Here is a 22,197-nt window from a genome sequence, read left to right as displayed (position 1 = left end):
ATGCTAAATCCAACTGACAGTTCAAGGTCTAGCGACGATTTGCGTGCCGCGCGCTGTCTGGGGTGAGGATCACTTTCGCTGAGCGCCTGCGTCGAAGCAGCTGGATCATGGCGTCAGGAGCGCGGGGACGGCCAAAGTCAACTTGCGGGGCAACGTCTGCGTGTCGTGCCTCCTGTTTCACTAACTGCTTTGTTCTCACGGGTATCTCCACCTCCCATCGCGCCGCTTCCTCATGCGCATCAGCAGGGACGCACCAGCAGCATGGCAACGAACCCGCTGGGAATGGTCGCAGGCGCTGGAGCGTGCATGTAGCGCAGCGCCACGAAGGAGAGTGGCGCTCCCCAGGACACGGCAATAATCTGCCCGGTAAACAGAGACATTGTCGTCACTCAAGCCTGGGGCTGCGGTGGCAGTTCCGTGGAGAACTTCGTCAAAAGCATGCAGGCCAACCCCAGGCAGTTCCCGGATGTCGGGCGCCAAGTGGTAGAAATCTCGGCCGAAAGGCTGTGATCTGCGGGCGAGATGACCGGTTCGTACCGCTCGATACCGGATTGCGGCTCGTGAGCGGTCTGCAGCGGGCAGACCTTCACGTGTTCGGGCGCTGCGGCCATTGGGCGCAATGGGAGCATGCGGAGAAATTCAATCGAATGGTGCTGTCGTTCCTGGCCCGCTAAGGGCTTCACGTCGTCCCGATTCGAACTGCGCCCTATATCCGTCCCTGGAACCCCTCCGGATTCCGCACCTGCCATCGCCACCCATCCTCGCACATCGCCGTCAGCGATCGTTCTGCCTTCCAGCGCAGCACCCGGTGCGCCAACGACGGATCCGCCCACATGCTGGCCACGTCACCCGCTCGGCGCGGTGCCACCTTCACGGGCACCTTCACCCCACTAGCCTGCTCGAAAGCCTGAACGAGCTCCAGCACGGACGTGCCTCTGCCCGTGCCCAAGTTCATCGCCTGAAAGCCCGGCGGCTGGTGGGTGACGTAGTCCATGGCCTGCACGTGTGCTCGCGCCAGGTCATCCACATGCAGGTAATCGCGCACGCCCGTGCCGTCTGCCGTGGGGTAGTCATCCCCGTACACCGTTAGGTGACTCAGCCATCCGCGCGCCACGCGCGTGATGCAGGGAAAGAGATTGTTGGGCATGCCGTGCGGATCCTCGCCGATGAGCCCACTGGGGTGCGCCCCACCGGATTGAAGTAACGCAGCGACAGCACCTTGTTGCGCGGATCGGATGCCGCCCAGTGGGCGAGCATCTGCTCGGCAATGGCCTTGGTGTGCCCATAGGGGCTCGTGGGCGCGATGGTGTGCGACTCGTCAAAGGGCAACCGGCGCGGCTCGCCATACACCGTGGCCGACGAACTGAAGATGAGCTGATGGACTCCCGCCGCCGTCATCGACTGCAGCAAGCTGATCGTGCCGGCAATATTGTTGTCGTAATAGCGCATGGGATCCGACACGGATTCCGCTACCGACTTGAGCGCCGCAAAGTGCAGCACCGTCACCACCTTGTCGTGCGCCTGGAGTGACTTCAGCAACGGCAGCATCAGCTCGCTGTTCTTGATGTCCCCCCGGATGAAGGGCACCACCTCGCCCGTGATACGCGAGACCGCCGCGAGCGCCTGCGGGCAGCTATTGCAGAGGTTGTCGATGACGACGTACGGCACCCCTGCCTGATACAGCTGAACAAGCGTATGCGTGCCGATGAAGCCGGCGCCGCCGGTGACGAGGGCGATCATGGCGATCCCGAGAGCAGAGGCGAAGGTAGACCTGAGTACCGCAGGTCAAGCACCGTGCCTTCGCCAACGCCTGAGGTCACCGCGCCCGCATGAGCTGGAGAGCGGCCACGGGACGACATCTCCAGCCAGCCATCGACAATGCGGACTGCCGAGAGGCGTGCCGGCTTTCCAATGGTCGGGCATGCCTTGCTCGACGCGTCACCGGCAAGGGTCGAGCACGCTACCCCAACCGATACCCATGCCGCCGAGCTTAACGTCAGTCCTGGCCGAACAAATCCCGCGTATACACCTTCTCCACCACGTCATCGATCTCCGGCGAGCGCCGGTTCGCCACGATCACGTCCGACACCTCCTTGAACCGCGCCAGATCCTTCTCCACCCGCGAATTGAAAAAGGTTTCAGCCGCCAGGGTAGGCTCGTACACCACCACTTCCACACCCTTGGCCTTGAGCCGCTTCATCACGCCTTGAATGGACGAGGTGCGGAAGTTGTCTGACCCAGCCTTCATGATGAGACGGTAGATGCCCACGACTCTCGGATTCCGACGCAGGATGGAATCCGCGATGAAATCCTTGCGGGTGGTGTTGGCATCCACGATGGCGCGAATCAGGTTGTTCGGCACCTTGTCGTAATTGGCGAGGAGTTGCTTGGTGTCCTTAGGCAGGCAGTAGCCGCCGTAACCGAAGGACGGGTTGCGGTAGTGCGTGCCGATGCGGGGGTCGAGGCCCACGCCTTCGATGATCTGGTGCGAATCCAGGCCATGGACCTCGGCATAGGTGTCGAGCTCGTTGAAGTAGGCGACCCGCATCGCGAGGTAGGTGTTTGAGAAGAGCTTGATGGCCTCGGCTTCGGTGGAGCCTGTGAGCAACACAGGAGTATCGGGGGCGCTGCTGGCGTCCTTCATAAGATTGGCAAAAAGTCGACCCCAATCGCCTGTGTGGCCCACAACAATACGCGAAGGTCTCAGATTGTCTTCAAGCGCATGACCTTCGCGCAGGAACTCCGGCGAGAAGATAATCCGGTCGTAGTCGAAGCGTGTACGGAGCTCGCGCGTATAGCCTACCGGAATGGTCGACTTGACAACTATCAGGGCACTTGAATTCACTGCCAGCGCTTTGGCGATCACAGACTCGACAGTGCGCGTGTCGAATCGATGCGTTCGGGCATCGTAGTCAGTGGGGGTCGCCACGACGATAAGTTCTGCTCGTCCGAAGGCGTGTTCATGCTCTACTGTAGCTTCAAGGTGGAGCGGCGCCGACAGCAGGAAATCCGATAGTTGAGGATCATCGATAGGACATCGGCGAGCGTTCACTGACTGCACTCTCTCGCACTGAGGATCTAACGCAACAACATGATGTTTCCGCGCCAAGAGCGCGGCGTTCGACAACCCAACGTACCCGAGCCCAGCAATGGCAATGCGCATAGCAGCCCCGTAAATGGTAGCGGAGGCAACTATGGAGATCGAATGTTGCGGCGTCGTGTCACGCGGCGCAGCCGATTGCCTGCCACAGACGCTTGTAGGCAGAACACGTGCCTAGCTACATGAGGCCGCACGATGCCTCCAACATATGCATTGAGTCTGCGAAACATACTTAGGATTTTGCTGCTACGCCAAATTCCTTAGCGGGGACCCCATCCAGAGGGATTGGTGCGTTTCTCGGTAGTTGTACGCTGATCCAGCCGCAGAACACGCCGTTGGCGTGTTACGGCGTCTCAAATCGGTTGTCGTACATGCATTGCTGTCTCGGCGTGCGCATCCACATCTGACCACGCGGAATGGCAGCAGCCGGCTTGTTGTAGTGGAGTCTTGTCGGAAGCAGCAACCGCGTACCCGCGCGGCGTAGCCACGCGCCGTAACCACCGGCCGCCGGCAGGCCGGATCAAGCGTGGTCCATGCACCCGGCCGACCATATTGAATCGACGAGCCAAGACCTGCGACAAAGTTCTGTGCGCCGTGCGAGTCTAGCAACTGCGCGAGATGCCAATCCAGCAATACTCGCGTGTCGCCGACGACTAACATGCCCAGCGTGACAAGCAATCATCGTCTGCGCGGACACCACAGAGGTCTGTTAATCAGCGCTCACCAGGTATGATCGAACTGAAGACAGCGCTAGGGTGAACGGTCGAAAGCCGATAGGGCTCTTACAACATGGAGTCACTCTATGATCTGACATATTTCCGCAGCGCGGTACCCTCGTTTAAGCCGAGTCATTGTGCGAGGCACTGGTAGCCAAAGGACGACGACCCTTAAATGCCCCCTCTCGAATGTCGCGGCGGACTATCGACCGAACTCGGTGATTTTGCGTATCGGTAGTACGAGGCTCGGCGCGGGACATCGAATCTGCGGCACAAGTGATCTAACGGCACCACAAACTCGTCTGCAGCTTGGCCCCGTTAATACGAAGCATTACTTCAATTCCTGGTTCACCAGCGCTCGTAGTCAATTCGATAGGCCCACTTCCCTGTTCAAGCCAGCGTGAAGGAGAAGTAAATCTGACCCATCTACAGCAAGAGAATGGCATGAGCGATAGTCAAGCCGTCGCCGGAAGTCAGGCAATTGTTATCGGCAGCAAGTCGCTGAGCGGTTCGTTTCAATACTTTAGGCGGTTGGTGAAGCGCGCTGGGTGAATGGCTGGCCATATTACTCGCTTCTGCGTTCGCATTTTACGCATGCTGATAAAACGCTGAGCCCGACTCCGAGTCAGCGACGGCCCGGAAGGTTTTCCAGAGGCTCAATCGCGTTCTAAGAAGATAACGCATAGTGAAGTCAGAATGGGGTTCTAACCGAATTAAAGATGACGTGCCATCCAAACCATTCGACGAGATGACGAATGCTGCCGCTTAAAAGGCCAGTACCGTCAAGTCCAGAAGACCCTACGGCCGGATTAGTCCGACCTCAACCTCTTCATCCCTCAGTTTTCTCAACTCGACCGCTCCGGTGTGGTCAGGTTTATCGGTATGCAAGGAGAGAATCGAATTGTTCTCGTCTAGAACCACCCATTGATAGCCTCGGGACATCAGTCGGTCGGCTTGAAACGGAAAATCCGGCAAAGTGGGACTGAGCACGTCGGTATATTCAGCTAATGACCAATTGTGTTGCCAACCAGGCTGGGGCTCTCTCCAATCAATTCCGTAAACCGCGCCCAGGTAACCCTCGATATTGGATGGCAACGGAATCGGAGTTTCAGAAACTGTCCTAACGACTGCCGGGAACACGTCGGAATATTTGATTTTTTTCCTGGGCCCTGGTATGAAAGATAAGAAGTCACCTTCCTTAATCCCCACGAAAACGTCGACATCCTTTATCTCACGAGAGCGCGCCGCTTTACGGTGGCCGGGCCATTTCCCATATAAGAAATACCCTCTGCTCGCCAAATGTGCGGATAGTTCGGCTAATGCCTCGGTTAAGGACGCGTACGCCTCGGCTTCAACGACTACCAAAATATCAACGTCGTCGTCATGAGGAATAAGATCACCGCTCCGCTGAAAGCCTAAGGCGATGCCATAACCGAACACAACAAGGGGAAAACGCTCCTTAATCACGTTCAGCAAGTCATTAGCGCTCTCCAAATACTTCTTTCTTTCCTCTATAGACCAAAAACGAAATGACTTAAAAAGGCCGTGAGACGTTATCTCTCGATTGGTGCTCCACGCAATGTCCTGGTTTAATGAAAGCAGCACCATATTCATCGACGTCGCAGTAAGAGCTAACTGGTTCGCTTTGCCCAGAAGCTTCGGGACGTCAACGTTGTCTGACCTCAGTAGCTCAACTGCGGTCTCCATATAGAGCCTACATGCAGAGTCAGAAAAGAACTCAGACGAGAGCCAGAGGTTGGTCTCTAACTGTGCTGCAGCCCTCTCTCGTGACACACTGTCGAAACCGCTTTGCAGGACTGACGCGAGCGCGGCCTTCACTACAGTTCGGTAAGAATTCAACGCGTTCAAGATGCTACTCCAGATTGAATACGATCCTTGCAACGTGGGCGTCGTCTGACCCATACTTCGCCATTCCATTCCCCTCAATGAAATATAGCGGCTGCAAACCGAACTGCTCAGCTCTAGTCAATAGCTGAACTGGGTCCACAAAGCGACGAAAATGGCTTGGCGTAATCTTCGTCAAGTCTCGGTCACGTTCAGTGCGAAATTCAAGAGCCAAGTTTCCTCCAAACGCGGCAAGGAAATTCCTGCAATTTTTTAGGAAAGCGAACTCCTCGCACTCATCAATAGCATGAAGAAAGAAGCGGCCGTAAACTAATGGTCGATGGGAGAATTGCGACGACACAGGAAATAACTCGGTAAGTTCGACGTCGGACAAATCGGTGTGCTGGAAGCTCACTGGTAGGTCTTTAGCCCGACTCCTACCCACCTCAATAGCTGCAGCGCTTTGATCAATGCCCACTGCTGGCACTCCTTGACTAGCAAAAAAAATAGTGTCCCGGCCGTTACCGCAACCCACATCTGCAATCCAACAAGGATCGAGTTCCCCAAGAACGAATGCCGCAAATTGTGAAGGGTAACTTGGGGCCTTGAGATGAGAATAGTATTCATCCCAATGCAAAGCTCTTAGATCATTTTCCAAAAAACTCTCCGTTTCCTTTTGGTATCGTGTGTGCACTGATTATACTCGTAGGGAGCAGTTCATTTCAGATCGATGAAACTTGAGAGGTATGCAGCGTCGCGTAGAAGACAGCATTAAGAAATTCTACTAACCCGAGGCGGTACAAAATAGCTTGATATTGCTATATGCTATTGTCAGGTGTACACGTTGCGGAAAAGAGCTGTTTTAAGTGCTAGAAGGTTGGCGTTATCGCAGCGCATGATCTCTGACCTGGCGTATCTGAACTGAGGTGCTCGCGGTGCGCTGTTAGCAGTGTTATGCTCGAATAACTGTTAGGGCAGCTCAGTTTCCGTGTAGGGGATTATAGACAATGAACATATGCTTGGTCAGTCCAGACATTCTGGGGCCAGTCCGGAACGGAGGTATTGGAACCGCTTGCACATCATTAGCTAGATTTCTCAAGCACTCTGGCTGTGACGTCACTATACTTTTTTCACAGGTCGGATACGACCCAGATCGTTCGGCTGACTGGATCTCAGCCTACTCATCTCACGGTATCAATGTCGTTATTGCCATGCGAGAAGAATACTCTTGGGACACGCCGACGTTCCCTGATCACCCTGCCCTGAGGATGTCTCACTTCGTATATTACTGGCTGAAGGTCAGGTCGTATGACGCCGTGTTCTTTATGGAATGGCAAGGCCACGGCTTCTATGCGATGAATGCAAAAGCGGCAGGGCAGGCGTTTGAAAAAACCACTTTTGTTGTGCAAACGCATAGTCCGTCGTTGTGGCATGACATACATAACGCAGATCTAAGCTCTTCGCCGCTCCAAGCTATCACTTACTTTATCGAACGTAAGTCCGTTGAGTTGGCGGATGTGGTAGTCAGCCCAAGCCGATACATGCTGAATTGGATGCGTCAACACGGTTACCGTCTACCGCCAGCATGTCATGTGCTGCCTAACCTAATAAATCGAAAGTTAGAGAAGAGCCGCGCAATCAGGCAAAATGGGCTGATAGAAGAGATAGTGTTTTTTGGTCGCCTAGAGCACAGAAAGGGTCTTATCCAATTCTGTGATGCGATCGACATATTAGCCGACCTTGGACAAACGCCGAGCACCATAACGTTTTTAGGCAAATTTTCTTCGCTGGGCGGAGTGCATTCTGGTGTGTATATCGCGGAGCGTTCTGTCAAATGGAAATGCCGCGTGGAATTTCTTACTGAACTCGATCAGAATGACGCGGTAGAATACTTGAGGAGTGGCTCTCGTTTGGCGGTAATGCCTTCTGTCAGCGACAACTCGCCTTACACTGTGTATGAGTGTCTTACTGCAAAAGTGCCCTTCCTAGCTCGTGATGTCGGCGGCGTATCAGAACTTGTTAATGCTGCCGACCGAGATGCCGCACTATTTAACGATAATCCTCGCGATCTCGCTGCTCAGATAATTAGAGCCTTATCAGAACGCTCGGAAGCTCCCCGGTTATCATTCTCATTGGATAGAAACGAAGAGTTGTGGATCTCTGAGCTTCAATTTATTAGAAGCAAGCGCACGCCAGGAATCAAAACGAGACTTCCGCTTCACGATCAATTCCCGCTCGTATCTGTGTGTTTAGTCCACTACAACCGCCCGCAATACTTGATGCAGGCGGTAGAGTCACTCATCAGACAGGACTATCCCAACTTTGAGGTTATTTTAGTAGATGACGGAAGCACCAGTGCAGAAGCTCAGGAAGCGCTATTCACTTTGAAGCCTTTGTTTGTCGAGCGGGGATGGAAAATACGTCAGCAGACTAACTCTTACCTGGGAAAGGCTCGCAACAACGCGGCTGGTGTAGCTGCAGGTCAATACTTGTTGTTCATGGATGACGACAATGTTGCAAAGCCACAGATGCTGAGCTACTTTGTCAATGCCGCTCTGAGTTCCAACGCAGATGTCGTGACGGCGGCGTTTGATGTGTTTAGCGGTGATTCTCCCCCAAATGCTACTGACGTGGCAATAGAACGATTTCTCCCGCTAGGCGATATAGTTTCCTTTTCTATTTTCTCGAATGCGATTGGGGACGCGAACTCGCTCGTTAGGCGATCAACTTTCGCCGAGATAGGCGGCTTTAGCGAAGATTATGGTGTGGGACATGAGGATTTTGAGCTCTATCTTAGAGCCGTATTATCTGGCGCGAAGTTCGTCGTGTGCCCAGAGCCCTTGTTCTACTACCGGCGAAACCAAGTTTCTATGCTTTCAACGACTAATCGTCGAGCTAACATGATGCGCTCGTTCCGGCCATTTCTAGAACATCTTCCCGCGGGGGTCGGCGAACTTGCGGTGTTGACATTTAGTGCACATCCCAGTCTAAGCCAACAACAGAGCGAAAAGTCAGTAGACTTACCATACCAACTAACCTCTGCGGACCCAAATTCTAGTCAGGCAGCGGTAGAACTCGTAATGCATTTGCTGTCGCTCAAGCAGCCGGAAATTGCGCGCAGGTTCTTACAACGGCGAGTACAATCCGCTGGCGACGGGAGCAACGTCCTTCACGATCTTCTGAGCATAGTTTGCGCGATCACTGATCCACCTGGCTTTACAGACAAAAACGCCGTTGAGAATATGTTCGGCACGTTGAGCGAATGGATGGCGACTGATGGAGCCATGGGCGTGCGGTTGTACTCCACGCTCGTTCAAATCGGAAACGAGCCGATCCTTTCGAAGTTGATCTCCGCCGATTTCGTGAAGCTAGTAGCGAGCACTTGCAACGCTAGCGTCGGTCGCAATCTTGAAGTTTCTGCCGCATTGGTCGGTCGTTCCTTTTTAAATCTGGCCTTGCCGTTCGTAGTTCGTGCGGTAGAGGAAGCAGAGCTAATTTATCTGAGGGCTAGGGCGGACGTGCAAGAAGCTATACGCACAGGCGTTTTTGAAAGTGCCTTACATCATTTCTCCCTTCATGGACGGCTAGAGCGTGCTTCTGATTGGCCAGATTATCGTCGTTTCGCAGCGCTAGCCAGTAAAATTGCGCGGCAGACAGCGCAAATTCGTTCAGCTTCAACCCCGAACGATGCTGAGTTTCTGGTGCGACTGCTAAAATCTTTCGGGGCCGGAGCGTAAAAATAGTCAGCTGGGATGCCGAGGCGTAAAAATCGAGAGCGAGACGATTAAAGTCAGTTGTACCCGCGCGGATTTTTATATTGCCAGTTCCATCCGTCGCGACACATATCGGCGATTGAAAGCTTTGCAGTCCACCCAATAAGGTTTTTCGCTAGTTGAGGATTCGCCCAGGCGCTGGACACGTCCCCGTTTCTCCGAGTAGCGATCTGGTAAGGAATGCTCACACCGCACTGTAGCTCAAAAGACTGGACTAGCTGAAATACTGAGGTTCCAGTGCCTGTGCCGAGGTTAACTGCTTTGAAGAACCCTTCACTAGATTTTTCGAGATATCGGACGGATAACTCATGCGCCTTTGCCAGATCTACGACATGTAGGTAATCTCGGACTCCCGTTCCGTCTACCGTACTGTAGTCGTTGCCGAATATGTTAAGCCATGGCAGGTGTCCAAGTGCCACTCGAGTGATATAAGGGAAAATGTTATTTGGAACTCCGTTCGGATCCTCTCCGATGATGCCGCTGGGATGAGCTCCGATTGGGTTAAAATATCTTAATGCAATCGCCTTATTTTTTTTGTCTTGTTTCGCCCAATCGTCCAAGATCTGTTCCGCCATGGCCTTTGTATGTCCATATGGATTCTTCGGGCGTACTGGGTGATTTTCTTCGAACGGAAGCGCTTCTGGGTCTCCGTAGACGGTTGCCGAGGAGCTAAAGACAATGTTATTAACATTGCTTTTGGTCATCGCCCCGAGTAGCTTTAGTAATCCGCCAATATTGTTGTCGTAGTATCGCACCGCATGTGATACAGACTCTGATACGGACTTGAGGGCGGCGAAGTGGATTACTGTCGTTATCGGGCGCCCAGCTGCCGCTTGATTTTCGAAGATTTGCTGCAGAGCCTCTTCGTTACGCACATCCACATCAAAAAAACAAATCGGTTTATTTGTGATTTTTTCGACTGCGGTCAGGGCTTTCTGGCTGCTGTTCGAAAAGTTGTCTACCACGACAAACGAGTGATCAGCGGCGTCAAGTTCTACTAAGGTATGCGTTCCGATAAAGCCCGCCCCGCCGGTAACAAGTATAGTCATTAATGATCCGAATCTTTATTTCTTTAGCAGCAAGAGTAAAGTCTCGAGCTGCAAGTTTAGACTTTGAGTGAGTCACTCGTTTAAGAGCATGTCTCGGCAAGGATTTTTTTAATTTCTTTCGCTATAGCGCGTCCCATTGTTTGAGCGCCAAGTTCATTCAAGTGAAAGTCATCGTAAAAGATTTCGCACTGGTTTGAAAATTCAGCTTCTAGATCGATGAGCTTCGCATCCGTCTCGTAACAGTGTTGCCGCGTATTCTCGTTAACCAAGGATCTTTTTCTAGCAGATTCCTGAAAATAAGACAGGTTCCTTGACGAAAACTGATCTATACCCCGGTGGGCGAAGGTCGTGTGTATGATGGTGATTCCAAACTGCAGCCCAACCTGATCGATCGCTCTCAAGAGCCGCGTTCTATCAGAAAAGTCTATGGGAACGGTTACTCTGGACGTCGGCGGAGTTTCTGGCGTGGTGCGCAGCGGCGAGGCGAATAGTTGGTCAGTCCAAAAGCCTCGTTTGTCCTCCGCGCACTCGATATCGAGTATTCCAGTCATGATTATGACTGCTGCTGGCTTGAGAGGAACGACCTTGGCCAAGAGCGACAGAAAAGCATGCAACAAGGTTGTTCCTGAGACTCCCCCGTTACGTACACTAAATGGCGTCCCCATGGCGTTGAGTTCCGCCTGAACGCAGTCAGATAATCTGTGTCCTTCGGGTAAAAACATGCACTCGGTAATGCTGGATCCTAGAAAAATGATTGACGGCGTATTCTCGTTGGGCTTGTCGCGGCCGTCGTGTATAAATCCATCTGAGTCAGTACGCAGACGATAGGGGCCCGCGCCAATAGAGCCATCAGTGTGCGCCAAGTACTCAGGCGTGGGTACGCGTTGTTCGTCGACGTTAACTCCCCACTCTTTCAATTTAATGATTCTATGCATCGTTGATGAAGAAGGATATATGGAATATTGGTATGTTGATGGTTGCTGATGGTTGAGCTGCGCCTTTAGGTCTAATACGGCTCTTCCCAGTTCTACGCCACCTGTTTGAAACTACTTTGGGATGTCTCGAGAGAACTAGCAGCAGAGTGCGGAGCTGCGCGGACGTTACATTGCACGCCGAAAACAGTCAGCGATAGGGCCCTAATCGGTAAGAACATGATGAATCGGTAAGAGCTCGCGGCTGCGTCTGGTACCGTCCGGTTCGCTCGAAAGGTAAAGCTTAACTTTTGCTCACCTTGGACTGAATATGCGACGAGCTCAGAATCTTCCATAATGGTGTCTCGTTGACGGCGCAACAGCGACACTCCTTCGAAAGCGGATGCGGAGGAAGTGTCTATATCTATCTCTACGACGCCCTGTTCTAATAAATCAGCAGTATCGAATATGCATTCCAGGCTCAACCACGTGCTATTCTGGACTGTCGACACGATTAGCGTAGCTCCCTTTCTTTCGGAGATAGCCCAGTGCACGTCAGCGGTGGCATGGGAGTCGAAGCAGGCCGATAGTGAGTATGCCGTGGGTTGATAAGCTCGCGCCGGAATTTTCATCTCGCGTTCTGCTTGCGGCTGCTTATTCTGGAAATCCACGCCCAGCGCGTATGCCACTTTATCTTTGGGTGTAACGTTGGCAATCTTCCAGGCGGAAGACATGCGGAATGCGCCTATCTTGTGTGCGTAATCCGCTAAAGCTCTAAACCGTTCTTCTGAGTTTGGCTCAGCATGTCTGATACGCGCAAGTTCAGAGCGATTCGGAGAAACCTGCTCCAGCCACGAAGCTCTTCCTTTCACGCTTTCATCAATGTGCTCTGCTCCCACGCACCCCAGGAGGTCCATCCACTCACTGGGGAAGGCCTGGATGTCAATTACGCCCAGAACCCGAGACAAATTGGCCATAGCAGGAGTTGAAGAGATCATGCTGGGACGGTCTGTTTCATATAGATATAACGCTTCGGGAATCACCTCGATGGGTACTCGACACTGAAGCGCGCGCGCGAATAGTTCAAAGTCTTCAAAGCCCACTCCTTGAAGTTCGGAATATCCCCCCAACCGATCGAACACCTCTCGAGGGAACAGCGCGGTGGCCGAGCTTAGATAGTTCGCATATGGAACTGTGGAAATTGGGCCCCCAGATACAAAATGACTCACTTTCTGTTGGAATCCCTCTGGGTGGACAAGCGCGGCTCCACGTCGAGATTCTTCCATCGATAGATTTAGGGGCGCGATGATGGAGCCGGGCGAGTTCTGCGCGGCGGTGACTAGGGTCTCAACCATGCTGGGCAAAGCAAGGTCGTCGTCGTCAAGAAATATTAAGTACTCCGACGCACTTTCCTTTGCAATTCGATTTCTTGCTGCGCCTAGATACTTGTTGCTCTGGCGGATCACTCGCCCGCCATAGGGAGCGATGATTCGTTGTATTCGATCAAGGGTAGCGTTAGCTTCGTTGGAACTCGAGCCATCGTCTAGAACAAATATGCTGATGTTGTCGTATGTTTGGTTCAGCACACTATAGACAGCTTGAAGCAATTTCTGAGGTCGCTCATAGTGCGTAATTCCTAAGACGACTTTTGGCTGGATTTTCGACTGAAGGCTCTTAGAGATATTCTCGGGATTTTTTTGCACCCGCGTATGAGCGTCTAACCAGCGTTTACGCACGGAGTCGACCGACATAGCCGGTGCGCTCGTCTGGATTCCGGTGGTCAATGCCGACGAAATTTTTATCGCTAGGTCATTGGCAGACCCGTCGAAAGTCATGCTCTCGCGTAGCTCTTCGGGTATTAACTCGATCGCTCCCCCTCGGCTCGACGTTATTAACGGTGTCCCCTGAACAAGGTTTTCCAACACTGTGTAAGGTGAGTTTTCTTGTGTAGACGGGACGATAACGAGTGCACTCGGTCTTTCGGCAATGTATTGTGTAGCGTCATCACGTGACATATTCGTCAGAAGTCGGATAGGGAAATCCCACAGCCGCGTACGCTCAGTGAGCCAAATTTCGGAGGGCGACCCGTTGATTTCGCTGGGTTGGCCTAGGAATGTGACGATGACCTTTTTTTCTCCGATTTCTTCGCGTATTTTGGTCACGGCCTCGGTAAATGTAGAGATTCCTTTTCTAAATTCATGCCTTCCGAAAAAAATAATTTCTTTTACTTCTCTATGCTCTCGAGCGTGCTCGCCTTTGGTTTGAACAGGTGTTGAGATATTTGGAATGACCGTTGCCGTCCGAGGTTTCGGAAAGCCATTCTCCGTCATCCAGTCGAGTAAATACTGGCTTGGGCTAACCACCAGGTCCGCTTCTCCCACGGACCTCTTTTCCATGTAGTCGATCAAGAGCTGATCGGGGTGGCGAATAGGCGACATATTAGATGCTAACGCCCATCGCGTTGGGCCATGCGTCTGCACTATTAGCGCCGTATCACGAAACAAGTTCAGGAGCTTTTTTGCTTTAAGTGCGTAGAATGCCAGGCCGCCATATTCGTGAAAGTGAATGGCGAAGTATTGCCCAACTTTATTTCGTAAGGTTTGGTAAATTGCGTAGGATCGACTTAGGGGGGTGCTCGACCAAGTGTATGCACTGAACTCCACGAAATTGACTGATATCCCATTCTGGGCATAGATTTGCGGAATTGGACTGCTCGCCTCACCAGCATATAGGACGTCTACCTTGTAGCCATTTTCAGCGAGGACTATGGCGAGCTCTTGGAAAGCTGTGCCGATGCCTCCAGATGGACCTACGCCTGGAAGTTCTTGGGTGACTAGGCACACACGTTTGGGCGGTCTCTGGTTCAAATTGATCATTCGCGTCGATGGGTCTCAGTGAGTATGCGTGAGCGTTCGGGGGGGCGAAATGCTGTGCTCATTGACTATGGGTCGCTGTGCAGCTGTACACGGTAAGTGGTCATGGGTCCCCGGAAACGCGGACTTTGAGCTAAATGTCTCAAGTAACTTTACTGTTTTATAGCGACGCCCCAGAGGTCGTAAGACTCCCCTCGCATCACTCTTACATCTGCAAAGCCTTCATTTACAAGTTCTTGATGGAGGCGATTTGCAGTGAAGCCTGTCCGATGTGCCATGTAATGTTCACCTCTGGCTATGGATGCTTGGTGACCGAACAGCATATCGAGTGGAGTGATAGGGCCAGCGGGGGACGTGTAGATAACTTGACCGGCCTTGCCATCTACGATCATCTGTGCGATTTGGAATAGATCCGGGAGCGTGATCAAAACAAAGCCGCCGGGACGGAGCACCCGGTGGAATTCTTTTAGCGCTGTTGCTACCTCGTACCCTTCCAAATGTTCGATATTGTGAGATGACCACACGGCATGAACGCTGTCTGCGTCGACAACACTAAGGTCCGTAAGTGTTGCCACGATGTCAGGCTTCACCCTCCTATCTATATCGAGACGTACCTCTCGCCAGTCGGGGGCCTGAAAACACTTGGGAAGCCGAGAGCGAGGTGCGCTGCCGCAGCCCACATGCAGTAGGGTCTTCGTGCCGCGTTCGCGCAGCATCGGCACAATTGGTGCCAAATCGTTGTAGGTCGTTCTCATTGCGATTTTTGCCGTACGGCACTGACGGGCGATATGTTCACGCCTGCATAAGGTGCGCCACCCCAGTCATGGTTGAGTGCTCGATGGTATTGGGTTGTGGGTATCAGAGAATGGAATCTCGTCCTTGCTGTCATGTGTTCCCGGTTCGCTCGGGCGCGCTTCATCGCTTCGTTGTCCTTGCCACGGGTGGCGGATTCGGCATGGATGAGTTTGGCGGTGGAGTTCCACACGATGGTCTGGTCTCTGCCGGTGCGCAGGCAAAAGTCCACATCGTTGAACGCGACGACGAATCGGTCGGCATCCAGGCCGCCGCTCTGGGCGTAGTGCGACTTGCGCGTCAGCAGACATGCCGCTGTGACGGCAGCTTGCTGGCGATGTAGGTGGTTCAGCGCCAGGTAGCCGGCATCGTCGTCTCGCCAGCCGTAGCCGGCGTGGGCGGCGAGGCCATTCACCCCCACCACCACCCCCGCATGCTGCACCATCCCATTCGGCCACAGCAGCTTCGCCCCCACGATTCCCACACCCGGCTGCAGCAACTGCGCCACCATGGTGCGTAGCCAATTCGGCTCGATCACCTCGATGTCGTTGTTGATGAGGCCCAGGATCTCGCCGGTGGCGTGCTCCACGGCAAAGTTGTTGATGGCGGAATAGTTGAAGGGGTGGGGGTAGCGCAGCACCACCACGCCGCGGGTCTGGATCTCTTCCATGTAGGCCAGGGTGTCTGGGCACGTGGAGTCGTTGTCGACGACGATAATTTCCTTGTTGGGATAGTCCGTCTCGTTCAGGAGGCCTTCTACGCACGCGCGCAGCAGCTTGACGTGATCGCGCGTGGGCACGATCAGGCTGACTTTGGGCAGCTCGCCGTCTGCGGGCAGGGGCCACCAGGTTTGCAGCAGGGCGGGGTGATCGGGGTTGCTCGTCACATCCGCGCCCGGCGCGAGCTCGCTGGCCAGCCATTGCATGGCGGCGTGGCGGGCGGGGCTGGGGGTGTGCAGCTCGGGGCTGGTGGGCGCCGTGGCGCGCTGATGGTGCAGCACGCGCGGCACGTGGGCCACGATGCCCTGGATGCGCGTGGTGGCTAGCGCGATGGCGGCGGCCAAGTCGTGGATCTCGCCCGCGGGTGGGTGCGTGCCCAGCGTGAAGACACGGCGGATGATGTCCGCGCTCCAGATGGCGCCGGGCGTGACGATGTCTGCGCCCAGGAAAAGGTCGATGTCCCACGCGGGCTTGAGCCACGGGTGGGCACGGCGGCCATCGGGGCTGTCGCAATCGGTGTCGGCGTAGGCCCAGGCGGGCGCATCGAACGTCTGGCCTGTCTCGTGGCGCTCGTGCCAGCCGTCGGGGGCTGCGCCGCGTGTGGGTTGCAGGCGCACGCCCAGGGCTTGGGTGGCGTCTGCATCACCGGCCAGTACGGCTAGCAGGGTGTCGATGGCGTGCGGCGGCAGGTGATCGCCCACGTGCAGGGGGATGACGGCGTCGGCGTCCTGCATCAGCAGCTGGTGCAGGGCCTGGGGCAGGCGGCCGGGCTCGGCGCGCACGATGGCGTGGGCGGGCTGGCGCTGGGCCTCCAGGCTGGCGCGGCTGGTGGCTTCGGCGGCGGCGTTGGCCTGGGCTTGCGCGGCGTCCGAATCCAGTTCGCCTGCTTCGACGCTGCCGTACAGCAGCACGCCGGCCTTCAGGGCGCGTCCTGGGCCGTCGCGCAGGGGCGCGGGCTTCTGGTGCACGCCAAACCACTCGTGATAGTGCGCAAAGCCGATGGTGCGCGGCGCGCGGCGGTCCTGGTCTTCGGCCAGGCGCAGCATCAGGGCCAGTTCGGGGTCATCGGGCTTGCCGGGCCAGTGGCGGCGCAGCAGGGCCTGCATGCCTTCGGGCAGGGTACACACGGTGATGGGGCTGCCGGCCAGCGGGCGGCCCTGGTCGTCCTGCAAGGCCACGGTATGCACTTCGCCATCGGCGAGCGCCCAGGGCAAGTCCAGCAGGAATCCGTGTTCGGCGCTGTCGCGGTGGATCAGGGCGGGGTGGGGGCGATTGGCCGTGGAGCGGGCGATGACCTTGCCGTCCTTCAGCGCTACTACGTCGATGTGCCGCTCGGGTGCGTCCGGATCCCACGCCCAGCCGGTTACGGCCAGGCCGCCGGGGTACCAGACCTGGGAATGCCCCACGGGGGGCTCTTTGGGGGCTTGCGCGGGCAACACCAGCGTGCCTTCCAGCCAGGGGCCCTGGTTGGCTACGCGCACGGCGATGTGGCGGGCGTCTTCCAGCCAAGTCTTGCGCAATTCGATGGCAAAGCCATGAAAGCCGTCGCCGTCGTCCTCGGCATCGTGGGGCTGGGCGCGGTCGGCGCGGGCCAGCGCCACGAAAGCGCCGTCGATATACACCTCCACGGCCAGGCGCACGCCGGGCTGCGTGGCGTCTAGCGCCCAGCCTTGCAGGACGTCTTCATACAGGCCGGTGATGGCACCGGCTACGCCGGTGGGGGGAGTGACGGTAGTCAGCATGACAAGCGGGCGGCGGGCGCCGCGGAACTCGGGTGGGGCATGATGCGATCAGGCCGCGAGCGGCCAGCCGGTAGGAGGAACGAGGGCGGCAAGGCCGTGGGCGCCTGCGTCCTGCGCAGTGGCTGACGGGGGAGCATACAAAGGGATGCCGGCGTGTGAGGATAGGTGAGGGGCCATCCAGTATGCGTCTGGCGCAAGCTCCAGACTCAGGGCGGCTACGCAGCCCGACAGTTGCAGGCACTCGGGCAAGATGAGGCCTTCCACTTCCGGCAGGGCGCGGGCGATGCCCGTGGCTTGCAGGGCAGGCCACCAGGCAGAGGTGGCGGGCAGGAGCAGCAAGGGGCTCGGGCCGGGGCGTCGGGCCCACTGCCGGGCCAGGGCCAGCCATCGTTCGGCGAGCGCTGCGTCACCAGGCGCGTCCGCCACGAGGAGAGCGAGCGGGGCGGCGTCTGCCGCAGTGGCGGCACCGGTGATCGCGTTCGTCACCGCCGGCGTGGCGGCGATGGGCTCGGCGGGCCACGCGCTTGTCCGCACCGCCTGCGGCAGCTTGAGCGTGGCGGGAAGGCCCGCGAGCAGGGCGGGCGCGCCTTGGGAATGCGCGAACGTGATGCCGTTCACACCCAGTGTCTTTAGATCGCGGCGCAGTGCCTCGGTGTCGGCGGGCAGGGTGTAGTCCAGCTGCACAGGTAGCGTGCCTGACTCGGCGTGCACGGTGGCGCGGATCTCGGTCTGACCTTGAAGACGCCAATCCAGGCGCAGGCGTGCCGATTCTGCCGGCAGGCCCAGGTAAGCGCGACGCGGGTCGGCAATGCACAGCTGCCGATCGCCCGGAGGGCCGGCGCGCAGGCGGGCCGCCACGGCTTTCAGCCGGGCGCGCTGCAAGGCCTGGCGGGCCGGGTGCAGCGGATCCAGCCGTACAAAGCGGTGGAACCGCGCTTCGGCTTCGGGGTAGCGGCGGCGCAGCACGGCATTGTTGTGCTTCACGCGCAGGGGCTTCTCATCCCCAAACGACACGCCGCCCTCGTGCGTCACGAACACATTCGTGGCCGCGACGTGTTGCCAGCCCAGCGCGCGGGCGCGCAGGCACCAGTCGGTTTCTTCGCCGTAGCCGCGTTGCAGGTGCTCGCCGTCGAGCAGGCCCACGGCATCGAGCGCGGCCCGCTTGATGAAGAAGCAGAAGCCGCAGCCCACCTCGATGGGCACGGGCTTGGCGGGCAGGGTCTGGGCGGCGGTGTTCAATTGCGCAAGCTCGGCGTCGTTCGGCATGGCCGCACGCTCGCGCATCACCGGAAAGCTCAGCAGCTCGCCGTTGTTGGAAAAGGGCGTGGCGGTGGCGGTGGCCTTGCTCGCGTAGGCGGCTGCGCGCAGGCGGTCCAGCCAATTGCCATGTACGCGCGTGTCGGCGTTGAGCCAGACCACGTCGTGATCCGGGTTCAGCTGCATGCCGTGATTGATGTTGCCGATGAAGCCCAGGTTCTCCGGCTGGCGCACGTGCGCGATGTGGCCCTTGGCCGCCAGGTCGCGCAGCATGGTCTGAAGCGCGCGGTCGGTGCTCGCGTCGTCCAGCACGATCACGCGGTGCGGGGTGCGGTTGGCTCGGATGTGCTGCAGCACCGTGCGCAGGCAGGCCATGACGGCTTCGCCCCCGTTGTAGACGGGGATGAGCACGTCCACCGGCCGTGCGGTGCTGGGCGGCGGGGCGGCGCGATGCCCGGGGCGCGCGAGGCGGGTCGTGGTCGGTGCTGCCGGGGCGAGCGACCAGGTGCCGGGCGTGCGCGTGGGCGTCTCGGTCTGCGTGTCAGGCGCGTTAGGCGTGGGCGAGGCGGCGGGCTCCTCCGGCAAGGGCGCGCGCATGCGTTGGAGCTGCTCGCTCACGAAGCGGCGTTCGTCAGCCTGCATGTGCGGCCACGCCGCGTGCATCTGCCGCGCGGTCTGCACCGGGGGCTGGGACGCCACGCGGGCCGCCCATTGGATGGTGCGCAGTTGCAGGTGGCCGGCGTGGCGCACCCAGGCGGCGTCGAGCAGGCGGGCGGCCAGCGCAGGCTGTTGCTGATCCATCGCGGCGCGCCCCAGTAGCGCGGCCAGGCTGGGCTCGTCATGCAGCGTGCGCATGGCCTCGGCCAGCGCCAGGAACGCAGGCTGCGGCCGCTGGGCGCGCAACTGCAGGAGCGCGTGCTCGACGAGAGCGGGAGCGCGGTAGCGCGGCGTCTGCAGGGCCAGGGCGAGCGTGGCCCGGGCGCCGGCGGTGTCGCCGGCGTCGCGTTGCTGGGTGTAGCGTTGGAGGAGGTCGGGCGAGCCGTCCATAGCGAAACGTGCCGGACTGCCCTGGAATCGGCGCCCGGGCCGCGGGCAGGGCACGGCCAGGGCGACAGGGCGGTGCGGCAGGCCCTGGACCAGAAGAGAGGCCCTGCGGGGGGCCTTCCACATTTGGAAAGGGGCCTTGCGGCCCCTTTCCAAATGCCCCCAGGCCGTATCGGCCCGGGGATCGACTACCCGTGGATTACACGAGGCCGTCGATGTACTTCACGTTGACGATCGACTCTTCGCCTTCGTTCGAATTCGCGATCGCGACGATCACGTCGGCACGGTCTGCACCGTTCTCGAGCGTGTCCGTCCAGTAGGCGAGTTCGGATTCGGCGCCTTCACGGCCCAGGGCGTTCTGGTAGAGCGCGGCCACGAAGGCATCGTCGTCCAGAGCGGCCAGCGCTTGGCCTTCTTCCGTGAACAGGAACGCGTTGGCGATCTCGGTGGACGAGTAGCCGCGGTCGTTCAGGTCTTCCAGCCAGTACTTGGCGCCTTCGTGGTCCGCAGCGCGGCCCAGGGTGGCTTGGTACAGGCGCAGCGTCTCGGCTTCGTCCGAAGCGTAGGCGATGGCGATGGAGTCGCCGTCGTCCAGCTGGATGAAGTTGACGTTGCTGGCCGTCAGGCTGTTCGTTTCGTCATCGACGCGGGTCATCACGATCTGGCCGTCGACGATGTCGACGTTCCAGTCTTCGGCTGCACCGCCCACGTTGACGACGTCGTAGCCGGTGCCACCGAAGACGGTGTCAGCGCCAGCGCCGGTTTCGACCGAGTTGTCACCCTGCGTGAGGATGATCTGGTCGTCGCCAGCCGACGTGATGATGGTGTCGTTGCCGGCACCGGAAGTCACCGTGGCGTTGGCATCACCGTTGATCGTGATGAGGTCGTTGCCGTTGCCCAGCACGACGACGCGCTCGACGGAGGCTTCGAACGTCGCGGTCACGTCACGATCCGTGTCGAACACGGTGACGGGCGCGTTGTCCACGGCGTCAGGCAGCGTGGTGAAGGAGATCGGATCGGTGCTGTCGGCATCGGGGGTGATGACGACGAGCTCGGGATCCGTGCCGACCGGCGCGTTGACGGCATCGACGCCATTCCAGGCGCCAACGGTGACTTGGGACTCTTCGCTGATGTTCAGGATCGACGTGATGGCAGCGAGCGTGGCATCGTTGATACGCTCGTTGGCGGTCAGGCTCTGGGTAACAACGGAACCCGAATTGAGTTGATCGTATTGCATGTGAATTTAGCTCCAGGAAGGCATCAGGAGATCAACCCTGAGCCTTGTAGATTTTGGTGATGGCCGGGTCTTCCCAAGGAGACTGATAGCGGGGGGCGTTTGCCTCGGACTTGGGGACGATGGCCAGCGAGATGGCGACGAGAGGGTCCAGCCCGGTGGGGCTGGCGATTTCGTGGCCGTTCAGGATGGTTTGCGGGGGAGCACCCGAGAACACCACCTGTCCGTCCAGCTGAAACTGTTTCTGCTTCGGACCCACGAGCCCGAATGTGATAGCGGTAATGCCGGCGGCCTTCTGGCGCGTGCCGGCAAAGCGGCCGGAGAGCGCCGCGGGCTGCTTGCCCTGGCCCTGTACGCGCACGCTGTAGGCGAGATCCACGCCCTCAGGCTTGCCGGGCCAGTGAATGGTGAAGCCTTCGAGGCGGGCGTTGCCTTGCGGATTGCCGAGCCAGCCGGAATCCACCGAGACATCGCCACGGCGTTCGATGTGGCCTTCCAGGCTGAGCGGCACGGCGGCGGCCGGCGCAAGCTCGGGCGGCAGGCGGGGCGGCTCGGCCTTCTGCAGGGGCGACGTGCGCACGGCAGCCGGCGCGATGACGGGTGCGGGTACGGCGGGGCTTGCCGAATCCACCAGCACGCGCGGCGGCTCGGCCGGGGCGCGCTTGAGCAGGTTCTCGCTCGTGTCGATGCGATCCACGCGCAGGTTCACCTCGCGCGGGCGCTGGCCGGCCATGTGGTATTCGGTCACCAGCAGTGCGCCCGTGTCGCCCTTGACGCGAATGATCACGCAATCGCCCAGCTTGGAGAGCGTGTTACGCGCGACGCCTTCGGCGGGGAACAAGTCCACCGAGCCTTTGCCCAGCGGCGCCTGCTGCAGGGTGATGGCCACTTCCTCGCCCGCCGGCAGCTCGCTGGCATACCGGACGATATACATACCCACTTCCAACGCGAGAACTCGGGAGTTCAGACGCAGATTGGCATAGGCGGCGTTATCGGACTTGGACGTGGACATGGGGAGACTCGATGGAAAGATGCGGCGGAGACTTGCATTGCGGCATCCCTGACTGCGACAAATCTTAGCCCAGGGGTGTAGTGCCAACAAGGCGAGACTAGTGAATAGGGCGTGAGATGTGGATAGTTAT

15 protein-coding genes and 1 pseudogene are annotated in these 22,197 nt (G+C 57.8%); 2 read left to right on the top strand and 14 right to left on the bottom strand.

Going from position 1 to position 22,197, the window contains the following annotated elements; genetic code table 11:
• Positions 1–239: 239 nt before the first annotated feature.
• Positions 240–380 (bottom strand): hypothetical protein, encoded by a 141-nt coding sequence (locus tag IMZ29_RS03880; protein ID WP_216180731.1) that lies wholly within the window; start codon positions 378–380, stop codon positions 240–242.
• 37 nt (positions 381–417) lie between these two features.
• On the opposite strand from IMZ29_RS03880, the pseudogene IMZ29_RS22560 reads away from it, so the two are divergent.
• Positions 418–674: pseudogene (locus tag IMZ29_RS22560) on the top strand (2-hydroxy-6-oxo-6-phenylhexa-2,4-dienoate hydrolase); the annotation flags it as partial.
• 32 nt (positions 675–706) lie between these two features.
• On the opposite strand, the gene IMZ29_RS23185 reads toward IMZ29_RS22560, so the two are convergent.
• The 5 genes from IMZ29_RS23185 to IMZ29_RS03860 form a co-directional block, all read right to left on the bottom strand.
• Entirely contained in the window at positions 707–1,147 is a 441-nt protein-coding gene (locus tag IMZ29_RS23185) for a GDP-mannose 4,6-dehydratase (protein WP_371820103.1), read from the bottom strand.
• Positions 1,096–1,740, bottom strand: coding sequence for an NAD-dependent epimerase/dehydratase family protein (locus IMZ29_RS23180; protein ID WP_371820102.1), 645 nt, complete (start codon positions 1,738–1,740; stop codon positions 1,096–1,098). The genes IMZ29_RS23185 and IMZ29_RS23180 overlap by 52 nt, the downstream gene beginning before the upstream one ends.
• Before the next feature lie 256 nt (positions 1,741–1,996).
• The gene (locus IMZ29_RS03870; RefSeq protein WP_216180728.1) at positions 1,997–3,163 is read right to left on the bottom strand and encodes a nucleotide sugar dehydrogenase; all 1,167 of its coding nucleotides are present in this window, start codon (positions 3,161–3,163) and stop codon (positions 1,997–1,999) included.
• Between the two features lie 1,451 nt (positions 3,164–4,614).
• Positions 4,615–5,685 (bottom strand): LicD family protein, encoded by a 1,071-nt coding sequence (locus tag IMZ29_RS03865; protein WP_216180725.1) that lies wholly within the window; start codon positions 5,683–5,685, stop codon positions 4,615–4,617.
• A 4-nt stretch (positions 5,686–5,689) separates the two neighbouring features.
• Positions 5,690–6,319: a class I SAM-dependent methyltransferase gene (locus IMZ29_RS03860; protein ID WP_216180722.1), complete on the bottom strand. Its 630-nt coding sequence runs from the start codon at positions 6,317–6,319 to the stop codon at positions 5,690–5,692.
• Positions 6,320–6,668: 349 nt separating this feature from the next.
• On the opposite strand from IMZ29_RS03860, the gene IMZ29_RS03855 reads away from it, so the two are divergent.
• Positions 6,669–9,398, top strand: coding sequence for a glycosyltransferase (locus IMZ29_RS03855; RefSeq protein WP_253206766.1), 2,730 nt, complete (start codon positions 6,669–6,671; stop codon positions 9,396–9,398).
• A gap of 53 nt (positions 9,399–9,451) precedes the next feature.
• On the opposite strand, the gene galE is transcribed toward IMZ29_RS03855, so the two are convergent.
• The 8 genes from galE to IMZ29_RS03815 form a co-directional block, all read right to left on the bottom strand.
• The gene (gene galE / locus IMZ29_RS03850; protein ID WP_216180716.1) at positions 9,452–10,483 is read right to left on the bottom strand and encodes a UDP-glucose 4-epimerase GalE; all 1,032 of its coding nucleotides are present in this window, start codon (positions 10,481–10,483) and stop codon (positions 9,452–9,454) included.
• An 80-nt stretch (positions 10,484–10,563) separates the two neighbouring features.
• Positions 10,564–11,418, bottom strand: a complete 855-nt coding sequence (locus IMZ29_RS03845; RefSeq protein WP_216180713.1) for an SGNH/GDSL hydrolase family protein — start codon at positions 11,416–11,418, stop codon at positions 10,564–10,566.
• Between the two features lie 92 nt (positions 11,419–11,510).
• Positions 11,511–14,270 carry a glycosyltransferase gene (locus IMZ29_RS03840; protein ID WP_216180710.1) on the bottom strand — a complete coding sequence of 920 codons (2,760 nt, stop codon included), beginning with the start codon at positions 14,268–14,270 and terminating at the stop codon, positions 11,511–11,513.
• Positions 14,271–14,419: 149 nt separating this feature from the next.
• Positions 14,420–15,022 (bottom strand): class I SAM-dependent methyltransferase, encoded by a 603-nt coding sequence (locus IMZ29_RS03835; RefSeq protein WP_216180707.1) that lies wholly within the window; start codon positions 15,020–15,022, stop codon positions 14,420–14,422.
• Positions 15,019–17,520, bottom strand: coding sequence for a glycosyltransferase family 2 protein (locus tag IMZ29_RS03830; RefSeq protein WP_216180704.1), 2,502 nt, complete (start codon positions 17,518–17,520; stop codon positions 15,019–15,021). Before IMZ29_RS03830 ends, IMZ29_RS03835 begins: the two co-directional genes overlap by 4 nt.
• A gap of 48 nt (positions 17,521–17,568) precedes the next feature.
• The gene (locus tag IMZ29_RS03825) at positions 17,569–19,824 is read right to left on the bottom strand and encodes a glycosyltransferase family 2 protein (RefSeq protein WP_216180701.1); all 2,256 of its coding nucleotides are present in this window, start codon (positions 19,822–19,824) and stop codon (positions 17,569–17,571) included.
• A 196-nt stretch (positions 19,825–20,020) separates the two neighbouring features.
• On the bottom strand, positions 20,021–21,058 hold the full coding sequence (locus IMZ29_RS03820; RefSeq protein WP_216180698.1) for a DUF4214 domain-containing protein: 1,038 nt from the start codon (positions 21,056–21,058) through the stop codon (positions 20,021–20,023).
• Between the two features lie 31 nt (positions 21,059–21,089).
• Positions 21,090–22,067: a hypothetical protein gene (locus IMZ29_RS03815; protein WP_216180696.1), complete on the bottom strand. Its 978-nt coding sequence runs from the start codon at positions 22,065–22,067 to the stop codon at positions 21,090–21,092.
• Positions 22,068–22,197 lie beyond the last annotated feature (130 nt).

This window comes from Verticiella alkaliphila, from assembly GCF_018904615.1.
In the GTDB taxonomy this organism is placed as follows: Bacteria; Pseudomonadota; Gammaproteobacteria; order Burkholderiales; family Burkholderiaceae_B; genus Verticiella; species Verticiella alkaliphila.
The sequence above is the reverse complement of the archived record's forward strand: the minus strand, read 5'-3'. Positions and strand labels throughout refer to the sequence as shown.